10 protein-coding genes and 1 tRNA gene are annotated in these 14,195 nt (G+C 47.8%); 3 read left to right on the top strand and 8 right to left on the bottom strand.

The features are described from left to right. Positions 1-32: 32 nt before the first annotated feature. From hyuA to ygeW, 4 genes are read right to left on the bottom strand one after another with little or no spacing between them, the layout of a single operon-like run. The gene (hyuA, locus tag FEK66_RS13940) at positions 33-1,418 is read right to left on the bottom strand and encodes a D-phenylhydantoinase (protein WP_130258070.1); all 1,386 of its coding nucleotides are present in this window, start codon (positions 1,416-1,418) and stop codon (positions 33-35) included. A gap of 53 nt (positions 1,419-1,471) precedes the next feature. After that, on the bottom strand, positions 1,472-2,683 hold the full coding sequence (locus FEK66_RS13935; RefSeq protein WP_064529812.1) for a YgeY family selenium metabolism-linked hydrolase: 1,212 nt from the start codon (positions 2,681-2,683) through the stop codon (positions 1,472-1,474). A 57-nt stretch (positions 2,684-2,740) separates the two neighbouring features. Beyond that, on the bottom strand, positions 2,741-3,937 hold the full coding sequence (gene dpaL, locus FEK66_RS13930) for a diaminopropionate ammonia-lyase (RefSeq protein ID WP_130258072.1): 1,197 nt from the start codon (positions 3,935-3,937) through the stop codon (positions 2,741-2,743). Positions 3,938-3,995: 58 nt separating this feature from the next. Continuing rightward, the gene (ygeW, locus tag FEK66_RS13925) at positions 3,996-5,183 is read right to left on the bottom strand and encodes a knotted carbamoyltransferase YgeW (protein WP_001360948.1); all 1,188 of its coding nucleotides are present in this window, start codon (positions 5,181-5,183) and stop codon (positions 3,996-3,998) included. Between the two features lie 478 nt (positions 5,184-5,661). Between ygeW and FEK66_RS13920 the strand changes: the two genes are divergently transcribed. Next, positions 5,662-7,440 carry a sigma-54-dependent Fis family transcriptional regulator gene (locus FEK66_RS13920; RefSeq protein WP_130258073.1) on the top strand — a complete coding sequence of 593 codons (1,779 nt, stop codon included), beginning with the start codon at positions 5,662-5,664 and terminating at the stop codon, positions 7,438-7,440. A 40-nt stretch (positions 7,441-7,480) separates the two neighbouring features. On the opposite strand, the gene xdhC is transcribed toward FEK66_RS13920, so the two are convergent. The 3 genes from xdhC to xdhA are packed head-to-tail and all read right to left on the bottom strand — an operon-like array spanning position 7,481 to position 11,143. Next, positions 7,481-7,960 carry a xanthine dehydrogenase iron sulfur-binding subunit XdhC gene (xdhC, locus tag FEK66_RS13915; protein ID WP_130207784.1) on the bottom strand — a complete coding sequence of 160 codons (480 nt, stop codon included), beginning with the start codon at positions 7,958-7,960 and terminating at the stop codon, positions 7,481-7,483. Then, complete coding sequence (xdhB, locus tag FEK66_RS13910) at positions 7,957-8,835, bottom strand: xanthine dehydrogenase FAD-binding subunit XdhB (protein ID WP_135495021.1); 879 nt, start codon at positions 8,833-8,835, stop codon at positions 7,957-7,959. Before xdhB ends, xdhC begins: the two co-directional genes overlap by 4 nt. Before the next feature lie 10 nt (positions 8,836-8,845). Then, the gene (gene xdhA / locus FEK66_RS13905) at positions 8,846-11,143 is read right to left on the bottom strand and encodes a xanthine dehydrogenase molybdenum-binding subunit XdhA (RefSeq protein ID WP_135495020.1); all 2,298 of its coding nucleotides are present in this window, start codon (positions 11,141-11,143) and stop codon (positions 8,846-8,848) included. A gap of 367 nt (positions 11,144-11,510) precedes the next feature. Between xdhA and actS the strand changes: the two genes are divergently transcribed. Together actS and FEK66_RS13895 are read left to right on the top strand one after the other, a co-directional pair. Beyond that, positions 11,511-12,269: an amidase activator ActS gene (actS, locus tag FEK66_RS13900; protein ID WP_130217906.1), complete on the top strand. Its 759-nt coding sequence runs from the start codon at positions 11,511-11,513 to the stop codon at positions 12,267-12,269. Between the two features lie 78 nt (positions 12,270-12,347). Beyond that, positions 12,348-12,421: transfer RNA gene (locus FEK66_RS13895), tRNA-Gly, on the top strand. A gap of 164 nt (positions 12,422-12,585) precedes the next feature. On the opposite strand, the gene FEK66_RS13890 is transcribed toward FEK66_RS13895, so the two are convergent. Further along, complete coding sequence (locus FEK66_RS13890) at positions 12,586-13,992, bottom strand: winged helix-turn-helix domain-containing protein (protein ID WP_138211482.1); 1,407 nt, start codon at positions 13,990-13,992, stop codon at positions 12,586-12,588. Positions 13,993-14,195 lie beyond the last annotated feature (203 nt).

The following is a 14,195-nucleotide window of genomic DNA, read 5'->3' as shown; positions in this document are numbered from 1 at the left end:
ATTCTTGATTGTGTATAGATCCCTGGCAGTGGTTAGAGCACGGGAGGGACAAACGGTTTGCGTCGCAGGAAACGTCCTCGTCCGGCTTTGCCTGTAAAGGTGCCGTCACAGAAAATCGTTTCACCACGGGATAAGGTTCTGACAATCGCGCCCTGACAGGTAAAGCCCTCCCAGGGAGAGTAGTCGGCGTTGTCGTGGAGATGGCGATGCTGAATTTGTTGGCTCTGGCGTGGGTCGATAATCACCACGTCGCCATCGGAACCGGGTGCTAATAATCCTTTTTGTGGCCACAGGCCAAACAGCCTTGCGGGCATCGCACTGGTTAATTCAACAAAACGCTCCGGTGTGATACGTCCCGTCATTACGCCACTGGAGAACAGCAACTGCATGCGATTTTCCACACCGGGCAAGCCATTTGGACAGCGGCTGAAATCGCCTTTAGAAATTTGTTGGCGCTGGGCCATCGAGAAGGTGCAGTGATCGGTCGCCACCACGTCAATCGCACCATCGCTGATGCCACACCACAGCTTGTCCTGCTCGCGAACGTTGCGCAGCGGTGGGCTAAGAATGAACTTCATGCCATCTTCTGTATCGTAACTGCGTTCGTCCAGCAGGAGATATTGCGGGCAGGTTTCAACCCAGACTGGCTGGTGATTCGCGCGAGCAAGGCGCAGATAATCCAGACCTAAGCCGTTAGACAGGTGCACGATATAGAGCGGGGCGTTACCGGCAATTTGTGCCAGGTTAATCATTCTGGCGATGGCTTCGGCTTCGCATTCCAGAGGTCGGCTCAAGGCGTGGTAGCGCGGCGCGGTTAACCCGGCGGCGATAAACTCCGCTCGCTTACTGGCGATTGCAGCGTCATTTTCTGGGTGTACAGTGGTCAGCGCGCCGGATTCATGCAGGCGGCGTAATGCCTGTAGGACTTCATCATCGTTGAGTTTGTATTGATAGGTTAAATAGAGTTTAAAACTGCTCAGCCCTTCTTCTACCATCATCGGAATTTCGTCGAGTATGGCGTGATTAATATGCTGGATAACACCGTGAAAGCTGTAGTCGATGACCGCTTTATGGGCGGCATAACCACGATAAACTTCCAGTTGATGGCGTAATCGGCAGCCATTCGGGCCAAATCCCATATGATCAATAATGGTTGTTGTACCGCCACACGCGGCTGCGCGGGTACCGGTAAAAAAATCATCACAACTGCGCGCGATGCCGACATCAATATTGAAATGTGTATGGACATCTACGCCGCCAGGGAAAACGTAACAGCCAGTGGCATCAATTTCTTCACAGGGGAGTTGCGGCGAAATATCTTTGCCTAACTGGCGGACAATACCGCTTTCAATCAGCAAGTCCTGTTTGGCTTGTCCATCTGCGTTAACGACAGTGCCGTTTTTGATCAATACGCGCATAGCAAACTCCAAAAAACCCTCCGGCGAACCGGAGGGAAATAGGTGAAGAGTAATTATTCTGTTGCCAGCCAGCTTAACGGGATTGCAGCGTACATAGCGGCACAAGTCACCAGGTGAGATTTCCAGGTTTTTTCGTTTGGCGCGTGTGCTTCAGGTTCTTTACCTGGTCCAAAGCCGATGACCGGAATGCCGTGACGGCCCATGATGGATACGCCGTTAGTTGAGAACGTCCACTTATCAACGACCGGTGCTTTGCCAAACAGACCTTCGTAGGCATTCACCAGCGTTTTAACGGTGAAATGATCTTCTTCCACTTTCCAGGTCGGGAAGTAGCATTCGGTTGGGTAAACCAGGCCAGTCCAGGACGGACGGTCGTAGTTGTACATAGAAACGACAGCATTGGCTTTCTGCACCGCAGGCAGGGCGCGGATTTCATCCAGCGCGCCTTCCCAGGTTTCGCCCCAGGTCAGGCGACGGTCGATGGAAACGGCACAGCTGTCTGCTACTGCGCAACGACTTGGTGAGGTGAAGAAAATTTCGGAAACAGTCAGAGTACCTTTGCCGAGGAATTCGTCATAGCCCAGACGTTGGGACAGTTCTTGTAATTCGCCAAGAATCGGGCCCATTTTGAAAATGGCGTTATCACCGCGTTCTGGTGCTGAACCATGGCAGCTAACGCCCTGAACATCAATGCGAATTTCCATACGACCGCGCTGACCACGATATACCTGGCAGTCGGTTGGTTCGGTACTGACCACAAATTCCGGGCGAATGCCGGATTGTTCAATAATGTACTGCCAGCACAGACCGTCGCAGTCTTCTTCTTGCACAGTACCGGTGACCAGCAGGGTATATTCATCTTCCAGACCGAGGTCTTTAATGATCTTACCGGCATAAACCATTGATGCCATGCCGCCTTCCTGGTCGGAAGTACCACGGCCACCGATCAGCTCGTCGGTTTCCATGCCTTCGTACGGGTCGAATTCCCAGTTTTTGATGTTACCAATGCCTACGGTGTCGATGTGAGCGTCCATTGCAACCAGACGCGGACCGTGGCCGATATAGCCGAGAACGTTACCCATCGGATCGATTTCAACTTTATCGAAGCCGACTTTTTCCATCTCTTCTTTAATACGATGTACTACACGTTTTTCGTCGCAGCTTTCACTGGGAATAGCAACCATATCGCGCAGGAAGCGAGTCATGTCTGCCTGGTAATCTTTTGCTTTTTCAAGAATCAGTTTGAATGGAATATTCTTAGCCATTATTTTTCTCCAGATTTTTTACTCCCCGTTTGGCGGGGAGTTGTTCCAATAGGGTGATTAAGGTGCTACAGAGTGTTTGCCTTCCCAGACAACTTCGCGGTAGTGCTTCACGTCGGTATCGCCTTCGGTGCTGATAACCAGGACGACGGCATCTTTGTTCAGAGCCAGTTTTTCCATCAGGCTTTGACGTTGCGGGTGATAATGAACAGCCGCGAGAACGCCCAAACCGACAGCGCCGGATTCACCAGAAATGATGCGTGGATCGTTGCCGTATGGATTACCCAGCACGCGCATACCTAATGCGGCAACGCTGTCCTGACAGGAGATAAATTGGGTGGCACAGTTACGTAAGATTTCCCAGCCCAGAGGGTTAGGTTCGCCGCAAGCCAGGCCCGCCATAATCGTGGCCATATCGCCGCCAACGTTGACGATGTCACCTTTGACGCCGGAGCGATAAATACAGTCAGCTTTGTCAGGTTCAACAATGATGCTGTGCAGATTTTGCGGGGTGTAAACATCCACCAAATAACCTAGTACGCCGCCGGCCATAGCGCCGACACCGGCTTGCAGCAGAACGTGAGTTGGTGTTACGCCCATTTCACGCATTTGCTCGACGGCTTCATCTGCCAGAGTGGCGTAGCCCTGCATGATCCAGGTTGGAATTTTGGTGTAACCTTCCCAGGCGGTATCTTGCACCACTTCCCAGCCGTGTTGCTGCGCGTGTTGCATGGTCAGGCGAACGGTATCGTCATAGTTCATATCAGTGACGATGCACTCGGCTCCGAGGTTCAGAATGGCGTCAACGCGTTCTTGAGCGGAACCTTTCGGCATGTAAATTACCGCGTTCTGACCGAGTTGCTGTGCTGCCCAGGCAACACCGCGCCCGTGGTTGCCGTCGGTCGTTGTAGCAAATGTCATTTTTTCGCCGATGGCATTTTTCAGATGCTCGAATGACAGCGTTTCGATATCAAGATGATATTTTTCGCACAATAATTGAGCGATGGCGTACGCACCGCCGAGCATTTTGAAGGCGTTCAGACCGAATCGTTTTGATTCGTCCTTAACGAGAATTTTCTTCACACCAAAAAGGTTTGCGAGATCGTCCAGCGCACAAAGCGGTGTTGGGCGATAGCCAGCAATTTTCTGGTGGAACTGGCGCGCCAGTTTTGCCTGGCTTTGCGAAAAGAGCGGTGATGTTTCGCCGTTGAAAAATTTGTTATCGGCGATATCAATCTTCAATGAGAAAACGGACATATCCTATCCTTTTGGCCTCTGAAAATAGAGAGCCGACCTGTCGATCGGCCCGAGGGGGTTATTTCACGCGTTCTTGTGCTTCTTTCAGCAGTTGTTCGAGCAGTGCGCCTGGTTTGGAATATTTACGGGACAGGATCATCGCTGCGATGATGTATGGCTTCCAGCTGGCTTCTTTGTAGGTTGCGATACGGTATTTTTCGAATACACCTTCAGTAACTTCACCTTCTTTGCAGGATACGCCGCTGATATCGGCTGGCAGGCAGTGCATATACAGGGCTTCGCCGTCGCGGGTCAGCTCCATCATCTCTTCAGTACAATGCCAGTCTTTGTGCTGTGCGTTCTGTGCCAGACACTGTTTTTCCAGCGCTTTCAGTCCTTCGTGATCATTAGCGCGCAGCAGTTCAGTACGCTCTTCCATCACTTTGTAAGGTGCCCAGGACTTCGGATAAACGATGTCAGCGTCTTTGAATGCTTCTTCCATGCTTGTTACCTGACGGAAGCTGCCGCCGGATGCTTTAGCATTGTTTTTAGCGACTTCAACGACATCCGGGATCAGGTCATAACCTTCTGGATGGGCAAGGGTGACATCCATACCGAAGCGGGTCATCAGACCGATGATGCCTTGTGGTACAGACAGCGGTTTGCCATAGCTTGGGGAGTAGGCCCAGGTCATGGCGATTTTTTTACCTTTCAGGTTTTCCAGTGAACCAAAGTGTTCACGTAACCATGCCAGGTCAGCCATTGATTGAGTCGGATGGTCAATATCGCATTGCAGGTTAACTAAAGCCGGGCGCTGCGGCAGTACGCCTTGCTTGTAGCCATCGTCGAGTGCCGCGCCAACTTCACGCATATAGGCGTTACCCGCGCCCAGATACATATCGTCACGAATACCGATAGCGTCAGCGCAGAAGGAGATCATATTAGCGGTTTCACGGACAGTTTCGCCGTGCGCAATCTGTGATTTACCTTCATCAAGATCCTGCTGTGCAAGGCCGAGCAGGTTAAGCGCAGAAGCATAAGAGAAGCGGGTACGAGTGGAGTTGTCGCGGAATACGGAAATACCTAATCCACTATTAAAGACTTTGGTAGAGATGTTTTCAGCACGCAGTGCTTTTAATGCTGCGGCAACGTCCAGTACTTGTTTCAGTTCATCTGGCGTCTGTTCCCACGTTAACAAAAAATCTTTCTCGTGCAGGTGAGAGGTCAGCGAATTGATATCCTTAATCAGCTCATTAACAGTTTTCATCATAAAGTCCCGGTAGTGGAATGACAGGCAAAGTGGTTTATTTCACTGTGACTTGCCAAAGTGATTGGTGTTTTCACAGCTATACCAGGGACTAACAATAAACATGCCAGAATTATCTACGCGGTCACGAAACGCTAATCTGACAGGGGATATGTGGGATTGATCACAAATTATCGCCACACTACGGAAGTTAAAAATATACGGAAACGTTTGGCTTTTTTAACGCAGTTATTTATTTGCTGCTAAGTATCAGAAATAAGATAAAGGGACAGGTGAAAACTCGTCAGTTTGATAAACTCACTCCCGTAATTCTCATATTGATATAGAAATGTGATATCACTTCCATAATTTCATTAGAAAGTGATAAAAATCTTATGTTTTTAGCAAAGCGATTTTTGCCTGAGTTAATATCGTTATGATCTGTGAACCATCAACGTCTTCAATGATCGACTTTTAAGTGATTCTGGAAGGTAAAGCTATGGAGCTTGCTAATACGCAGTCAGTTTTGATGCAAATTCAACCAACAATTCAGCGTTTTGCCAGAATGCTAGCCAGCGTTTTGCAGCTTGAGGTTGAGATCGTTGATGAAAACTTGTGTCGCGTCGCTGGAACCGGCGCTTATGGGAAATTTCTTGGTCGCCAGTTGAGTGGCAACTCACGCTTGCTCCGCTATGTCCTCGAAACGAAAACCGAAAAGGTCGTGACACATTCTCGCTTCGATCCCCTTTGTGAAGGCTGCGACAGTAAAGAGAGTTGTCGTGAGAAGGCGTTCCTGGGGACGCCCGTTATTCTGCAGGATCGTTGTGTCGGAGTGATAAGTTTGATTGCTGTTACTCATGAGCAACAAGAACATATCAGTGATAATTTACGCGAATTTTCAGATTACGTTCGCCATATATCGACTATTTTTGTCTCGAAACTCCTGGAAGATCAGGGGCCGGGAGATAACATCAGTAAAATATTTGCTACCATGATCGATAATATGGATCAAGGTGTATTAGTTATTGATGAGGAAAATCGTGTTCAGTTCGTTAATCAGACTGCATTAAAAACACTTGGCGTTGTGCAAAATAATATGGTTGGGAAACTTATTCGTTTCAGGCCATTAACATTTGAGAGTAATTTTACTCATGGGCATATGCAACATATTGTCTCGTGGGATGATAAAAGTGAATTGATAATTGGTCAGTTGCATAACATTCAGGGACGACAGCTATTTTTAATGGCGTTTCACCAATCCCATACCAGTTTTTCCGTGGCAAATGCATCTGATGAACCGCATATTGAACAATTGGTTGGCGAGTGCCGTGTTATGCGGCAATTAAAACGGCTGATTAGCCGCATCGCACCTAGCCCCTCCAGCGTCATGGTCGTTGGTGAAAGCGGGACCGGAAAAGAAGTGGTGGCCCGTGCTATTCATAAGTTGAGTGGGCGACGGAACAAACCCTTTATCGCTATCAACTGCGCGGCGATTCCGGAACAGCTTCTGGAGAGTGAGCTGTTTGGTTATGTTAAAGGCGCATTTACTGGCGCTTCTGCCAACGGTAAAACAGGGCTGATTCAGGCAGCAAACACGGGAACGCTGTTTCTTGATGAAATTGGCGATATGCCTTTAATGCTTCAGGCAAAACTGCTGCGGGCGATTGAAGCGCGTGAGATCCTGCCTATTGGCGCCAGTAGCCCAATACAGGTCGACATCCGCATCATTTCTGCAACAAACCAGAATCTGGCTCAGTTCATAGCCGAAGGTAAATTCCGCGAAGATCTTTTCTACCGACTTAACGTTATTCCTATCACTCTGCCACCGCTACGTGAGCGTCAGGAAGATATTGAACTGCTGGTGCATTACTTTTTACATCTCCATACCCGTCGTCTGGGATCGGTTTACCCGGGTATTGCTCCCGATGTTGTTGAGTTACTGCGTAAGCATCGTTGGCCAGGAAACCTGCGAGAGTTAAGTAATTTGATGGAGTATCTGGTCAACGTCGTTCCTTCGGGCGAAGTCATCGACAGTACGCTACTACCACCAAATCTGGTTAATAACGGTACGGCGGAGCAAAGTGAGATGCCAGAAGCCAGCGAGGCACATTTGGCTCTTGATGATGCTGGCGGCACAGCGCTGGAGGAGATGGAAAAGCAGATGATTCGCGAAGCGCTCTCACGGCATAACAGTAAGAAGCAAGTCGCTGATGAGCTTGGTATTGGCATCGCCACGCTTTATCGTAAAATTAAGAAATATGAATTGTTAAGCGCATAGTCATCAAAAAATCCGGCCTGAATTCAGGCCGGATTGCGTTTTACTTCGTTTCTTCACAGTCCAGAACAGTATTCACAATCATTTGATATCCGGTACAGCGACACAGATTCCCGGCCAAGCCACGGCGAATTTCCGTAATGGTTAACGGTTTCTCTCGAGGTTTTGCCAGCATTGCCGTAGTGGCCATAATCAGCCCCGGCGTACAAAAACCACACTGTACAGCGCCAGATTTCGCATAAGCCTGTTGTACATGAGAAAGTTTGCCGCCTTTCGCTTCGCCTTCCAGCGTGCGGATCTGTTTTCCTTCAGCCCATGCGGCCAGGTATAAGCAGCTGTCTATCGCGGTTCCGTCAACCAGCACCGTACAGGCACCGCATTCGCCAACGCAGCATCCTTGTTTGACACTAAGCAGCCCTTGTTCGCGGAGCAGTTCCGAAAGCGGCATACCTGGCGCGGCGTGAAGCTGAAAAGGCATATCGTTAATGATGCATTCAATAGTAATACTTTCGCTGTGATTCATTGCAATTTTCCCCCCGCCGCAGCGACGGCTTCGCTAATCACTTTTTTGGTCATCGTCTGAATGAGATGCAGACGGAACTCTTTACTTGCTCGCCATGAAGAACGCGGTGCGACATCCTGTAGGACAGATTCGCAGATGGCCTCCAGTGTTTGCTGGTTTAATGGCGCATTTTGTGCAGCCTGTTCGGCATGTTGGCAGCGAACCGGCGTTGGTGCGGCAACACCAAATGCCAGACGCAACTCGCTGAAGTAGCCGTTGTTCAATCGACAGTGAGCGGCACACCCGATTGTTGAAATATCCATCGCATCGCGCATGGCATATTTATAATGTGCGCTACCTGCGTGTTCTTTTGGCTGCGGAGGAAAATGAAACGCGACCAGAATTTCATCATACTCAAGGGAAACCTTGCCTGGTCCGGTATGAAAACCATTAATCGAGACGAAACGAACCCCACGCGGTGAATGGATTTCCAGCTTCGCGTCATAAATCAGTGTTGGTGTTGCTGAATCTGCGCTGGTGGCGCCGTTGCAAATATTTCCGCCGTAGGTCGCGACGTTACGGATTTGCGGGCCGGCAATAGACGAAGCCGCAGCGCATAATGCCGGGAGATGATGTTGCGTTAACTGATTTTCTATTAACTGAGTAAAGGTCGTCGCAGAGCCGATGCGTAGTGCACCATCTTCCGCCAGCGTAATACCCCGAAGCTCCGCCAGATTGTGGATATCAACAATATGGCGATAGCGATCATTGTGGTGGTGGAGTTGAATCAGTACGTCAGTGCCACCGGCGAGCAGTTTGGCCTGCGGATTTAGAGCCAGCAGGTTGGTTGCATCGGCAACGGTCGTTGCGCGATGGTAAGAAGCAAAATCAAACATGATGTTATCCTCAAATCAATCCTGCCAGATGGAACTCTTCATATAACCGTTTTGGTGTCAGCGGCAGCGTATTGATTGCGACACCGGTAGCCATCTTCACCGCATTACGAATTGCAGCGGCAACAGGAATAATTGGCGGCTCACCCAGTGACTTATGTCCGTATGCAGATTGTGGTTCATTAATTTCGACAAACGCACTTTCCAGTTGTGGCAGATCCGGCATGGTCGGCATTTTGTAATCCAGTAAATTTGGGTTACGCACCACGCCACTTTTCGCGTCGATGATCATCTCTTCAAAAAGCGCCCAGCCGATGCCCATCCCCATCCCGCCGTGTACCTGACCTTCAGCCAGCAGCGGATTAAGAATATGGCCCGAATCATGAACGTTGAGGATGCGGTTGATGGTGACCTTACACAGCGCGATATCGACTGTCAGATCAACAAAGGTACAGCCAAACGCAGGTGGGTTCGTGGTGGTTTTGATCGAGCTTTCGGCAGAAAGTTGCCCGCCACGTTCAGGATGATAAAACGCATCCATTGCCAGGTCTTTTAACGACAGTAACGCCTCTTCCGGTCTTTCAACCAGTACGATATGGCCTTTTATCAGGGTTAGATTCATCGCCGACAGATGCAGCATTACTGCGGCGTGAGCGATGATTTTCTCTTTTAATAACAGTGCCGCACTGCGCAGCGCAGGCGCGGCAACATAGCTCTGACGTGAGGCAAATGCGCCTGGATCGAATGGCGTAATATCGGTATCTTGCGTCGAAATTACGCGTACATCACTGACCGGAACGCCCACGGTTTCAGCCACCATTTGCGAGAACACGGTATCGGCACCCTGACCGATTTCCGTCGCGCCGCTCTGCACGTTGATGGTTCCATCCTGATTCATCAACAGGCGCGCGCCAGCGATTTCTACACCGACAGGCCAGGTATTCGAGGTGTAACTAAAACAGGCAACGCCAACGCCGCGGCGTAAATTGCCCTGCGGGTTCTGGCACCCTGCACGGCGTTTTTCCCATTCAAAGATTTCCCGCCCTTTTTCCAGGCACTCTGGCAATCCGGCACTGTATATGCGTTTGCCTGTGAGTGGATTTGTATCGCCTTCGCGGGCGGCATTGCGTAAACGAATTTCAACCGGGTCAATGCCCAGCGCTTCAGCAGCGTCATCCAGCATAGATTCAACAGCAAAAACCACCTGCGGTGCGCCATAGCCACGCATCGCACCCGCTGAGGGTAGATTGGTATAGCAAGTCTTTGAGCTATAAGAATAGGCACAGCGCGGGTAGAGATAAGCAACTTTATTGCCGCCTGCAGAAGCGATGGAATGACCGTGTGAAGCGTAAGCGCCGGTGTTAGACAGAACATCCAGGCTATAGCCTTTTAGCGTACCATCGCGGTTGACGCCCATTTGTCCGTCAATGGTAAAAGCGTGGCGAGTGCGGGTCGCCAGAAAACATTCTTCGCGGCTTAGGGAAACTTTAACCGGAATGCCGCCGAGTTTACTGGTCAGAAATGCCGCCATCGGTTCTTCCAGGACATCTTGTTTATTACCAAAACCACCGCCGACAAAGGGCTTGATAACCCGCACGCACGACCAGGGAATATCCAGCGCCTGACCGACAACGCGGCGGACAATGTGCGGGATTTGGGTGCTGGAAACGATGGTAATTCGTGAATCGTCTTCCATCCACGCCAATGAGGTCACACTTTCCATATGACAATGTTGAATGACCGGCGTCTGATAATGCCCCTGCACCTGGTAATCGGCAGCGTCGATTGCTTGCTGGACATTACCTGTCGACATTGTGCTTTGTTTCAGTAAATTGCCACCGCTATGGATTGGCGCTGCGTCTTCTGCCAGTGCCGCTTCTGGCGTGGTAATGACGGGTAATTCTTGCCATTCGATGTGAACAAGTTGCGCTGCTTTTTCCGCTGTGAGTTCATCACGGGCAACGACAATAGCAACCGCATCGCCATGATGGCGGACGTGGCGTGTTAACAGGGCGCGATCGGCGGTATCGCGTTTATTCTCATCCAGAGTCCAGGCATGGCCCGCCGTGGCAAAGGAAATATCAGGAACATCTTCCCAGGTAAATACGGCCAGTACGCCTGGTAAACTTCTGGCTTGTTCATCGTTAATGCTCACCGCATAACCATGTGCAATTGGGCTACGTACATATTTCGCGTAACACATGCCCGCCATAACATAATCGTCAGTATATCGTGCCCGCCCGGTGACCTTCGCAATGGCATCGACGCGCATGCATGATTCACCTGTAGCGGTTGCTTCCCGCGCTTCCATAGAAATCCCCTTGATTTGAACATTTGGTTCTTATGGCAATGATTAAGTCTTTGCAGGCAAGAATTACGCCAGAAACGACTATAAACACGAGGGGAGAGGGGAAGTGTGATGTCGTTAAAAAAACGCTACGGATGATGCATTTTTATCAGCAAAGAAAGTGAGTGCAGTTTATCAATATGAGCGTGATAAAAATCATTGTGATAAATGAGTATTAGAGGTCAATCAGGATGGTTCCGATGTTTGCCAATGGTGCTAATTGATTCTTTAACAGTTATTGATTCGTACATGCCTGTTCCCACGCAATGGATTGGGGATCTGACGGGGGGCTGCTATGATATAGCGTCTTGTTTTTTAGCGAGGAAAGATTTTGAGCGCAGGACGCCTGAATAAAAAAACTCTGGGTATCGTGATGCTGTTATCGGTAGGGCTGCTTCTGGCTGGCTGCTCGGGTAGCAAATCATCAGATACAGGAACGTATTCCGGCTCCGTTTACACCGTGAAACGGGGGGATACGCTTTATCGTATTTCACGCACCACGGGAACCAGCGTAAAAGAGCTAGCCCGACTCAACGACATCTCCCCCCCCTATACCATAGAAATCGGCCAAAAGCTGAAACTGGGTGGGGCGAAAAAAAGTAGTAACGGCACGCGCAAATCCACCGGCAAATCGACGACAAAAACAGCGTCAGTGACACCGTCTTCGGCCGTTTCGAAATCTTCATGGCCGCCGGTTGGGCAACGTTGCTGGTTATGGCCAACGAGCGGAAAGGTTATTATGCCTTACTCAATGGCAGATGGCGGCAATAAAGGGATTGATATTGCGGCGGCACGCGGGACGCCAATATACGCTGCAGGTGCCGGGAAAGTGGTATATGTGGGTAATCAGCTGCGTGGTTACGGTAATCTTATAATGATTAAACACAGTGAAGATTACATTACTGCTTATGCCCATAACGACACGATGCTGGTGAACAATGGGCAAAGTGTTAAAGCCGGGCAAAAGATAGCGACTATGGGAAGTACTGATGCGGAATCCGTGCGGCTACATTTCCAGATTCGCTACCGTGCTACGGCAATAGATCCTTTGCGCTACTTGCCGCCACAGGGTAGCAAGCCAAAGTGCTGATGGCGAATTAATCAGCAGTCAGTAGCAAGGCACTTGCTTAGGAGAGCGTAAGGTTTATAATGCCTTACGCATCTCGAAGCGGGCGTAGTTCAATGGTAGAACGAGAGCTTCCCAAGCTCTATACGAGGGTTCGATTCCCTTCGCCCGCTCCAGTTTCTTACTTTTTCTCTTTCTCAGTTTTTTTCGTAGTCATCGAATTCTTCCGTTATTGTTGATACGTTCACGTCAGATGTTGATAAATCCAATATCCCCTATAAAAATAGAGTGTATACCTCAAAATATAGAGCGCTATTCTGCTTATGATATTTATTGCAGATCAAGCGACCTCATATTGAGCATTAAAATCAATAATGCTATTAACTTTTGTCAATTGCTTCAATTTTTGAATGTTATTGATAATAACTAAATGATATTCTTTCTCTGTTCCGTGATAAGAGAACGCATTTCTTTCATTGTGTGTTGTAGAAACATATACATCAATGCATTTTTTTATTATAGCGGCTTTATGTCTTTTTGGTTCAAGTAGCAGTGACTGGTCTATACAAGCGATAGCATCTTCAATTCTTTCATTATATATATTTACCAGTGTCTTATAGTAATACAAGGAGGCTACATCTAATACTTGTGTCTGTGCATGGTCAAAAAAAATGCGTGATGCAGTCGTTTGTCCGGAAAGACCGGTTATCAGTCCCATAATTCCTAAAATATTTCCATCGAAAATATTTTTATCAGATACCTTATCTATAAAGGCCAATGCTTTTTGAGTTGCATGTTTAAGTTCGTATAGACCATGAAGTGCCATAGACATATGACACTCAGCCAACAGGCAGTAGCATTCATTGGTTATTGACTGAGCATTAGATTTATTTTTAACACTTTCAAATATAGTTATTGCATTGGCAATGCTTTCAGGCGTGAATTCATTCAGTTCATTTTTCCCGGCAGACATTTCGGCTGATAAAATATTTTCATCAGAAGGTACGTGTCGGGACATAAAACCTGGTTCTACTTTAGTTTTCTTCATTGCCAGATATAAGTTACTAATTATAAAGTGTGAGATTTTTTGTATGTCATCTGCCTCAAGATGTGTGCTGGCAATAAGATAAAAACTTTTTGCATCGATTACTTCAATATATAAACTATTAGAAGCATCATATTTGCTGATTCTTCCTGTGACAAAATAATCGGGTTTGAACCTGGCCAGGAAGGCTGTCTGAGATTTATTATCTATGCAATACTGGGTTGCAGCCATTGGATATATATATAGATCATCGGTTTTTTTATTTGAGATTAGTTGTACAAGTTCCTGATTAAGTGCTAATGGATCCCGACTGCTGTGAGATATTGTAAATGGAAATAAAGCAATAGTGCTGCCTGGAACATTATCTTGATTTTCTTTTATCTTGAATACTTGCCCACTGAATCGATAACCTTTTCTATATATGGTTTCAATGCAACGGTTGTAGCCAATTCTTTCAAAAATACATCTTAATGAATAGATGCATCGTGTAAGGGATTCGTCACTTACAATTACATTTTTCCATACAGATTCGATGATCGCATCTTTGGATACAACATTTCCCGCCGATTCAAGCAATACAAATAATACACCGAGTTCTTTCGGCGGGATGTAAAATTCCTCATTCCCTTTTGTAAGAATGCCATCTTCTGTAAGTATGATTCCATCAGGGAAATGATATGAGAACTTATTTTCTAAATCCATTAGCTCACCTCTATTAAGTTTGTGGTTTTTGGCATCCTGCATGAGTAACAGATATAACTGATATTCATATATTTCATTTAATATTTCTTTTTGCTAAATTCATCATGATTGTTTAAGTTAATTTATATTAGCTTGATGTGATTGTAATCTGAAATATTCTTAATTAATGATTTGTTAATCATGTAAGTATATAACCAATTGAA

The sequence above is a fragment of the Escherichia sp. E1130 genome (genome assembly GCF_005781065.1).
Classification (GTDB): Bacteria; Pseudomonadota; Gammaproteobacteria; order Enterobacterales; family Enterobacteriaceae; genus Escherichia.
Note: the sequence above shows the minus strand (reverse complement) of the source record. Positions and strands in the feature narration are given on the sequence as shown.

What these genes read in the sequence shown, in the direction of transcription:
- xdhC (WP_130207784.1), bottom strand. Translation starts at nt 7,960, where the DNA reads ATGAATCACAGCGAAAGTATTACTATTGAATGCATCATTAACGATATG.
- xdhA (WP_135495020.1), bottom strand. Translation starts at nt 11,143, where the DNA reads ATGGAAGCGCGGGAAGCAACCGCTACAGGTGAATCATGCATGCGCGTC.
- FEK66_RS13935 (WP_064529812.1), bottom strand. Translation starts at nt 2,683, where the DNA reads ATGGCTAAGAATATTCCATTCAAACTGATTCTTGAAAAAGCAAAAGAT.
- xdhB (WP_135495021.1), bottom strand. Translation starts at nt 8,835, where the DNA reads ATGTTTGATTTTGCTTCTTACCATCGCGCAACGACCGTTGCCGATGCA.
- dpaL (WP_130258072.1), bottom strand. Translation starts at nt 3,937, where the DNA reads ATGTCCGTTTTCTCATTGAAGATTGATATCGCCGATAACAAATTTTTC.
- ygeW (WP_001360948.1), bottom strand. Translation starts at nt 5,183, where the DNA reads ATGAAAACTGTTAATGAGCTGATTAAGGATATCAATTCGCTGACCTCT.
- FEK66_RS13920 (WP_130258073.1), top strand. Translation starts at nt 5,662, where the DNA reads ATGGAGCTTGCTAATACGCAGTCAGTTTTGATGCAAATTCAACCAACA.
- FEK66_RS13890 (WP_138211482.1), bottom strand. Translation starts at nt 13,992, where the DNA reads ATGGATTTAGAAAATAAGTTCTCATATCATTTCCCTGATGGAATCATA.
- hyuA (WP_130258070.1), bottom strand. Translation starts at nt 1,418, where the DNA reads ATGCGCGTATTGATCAAAAACGGCACTGTCGTTAACGCAGATGGACAA.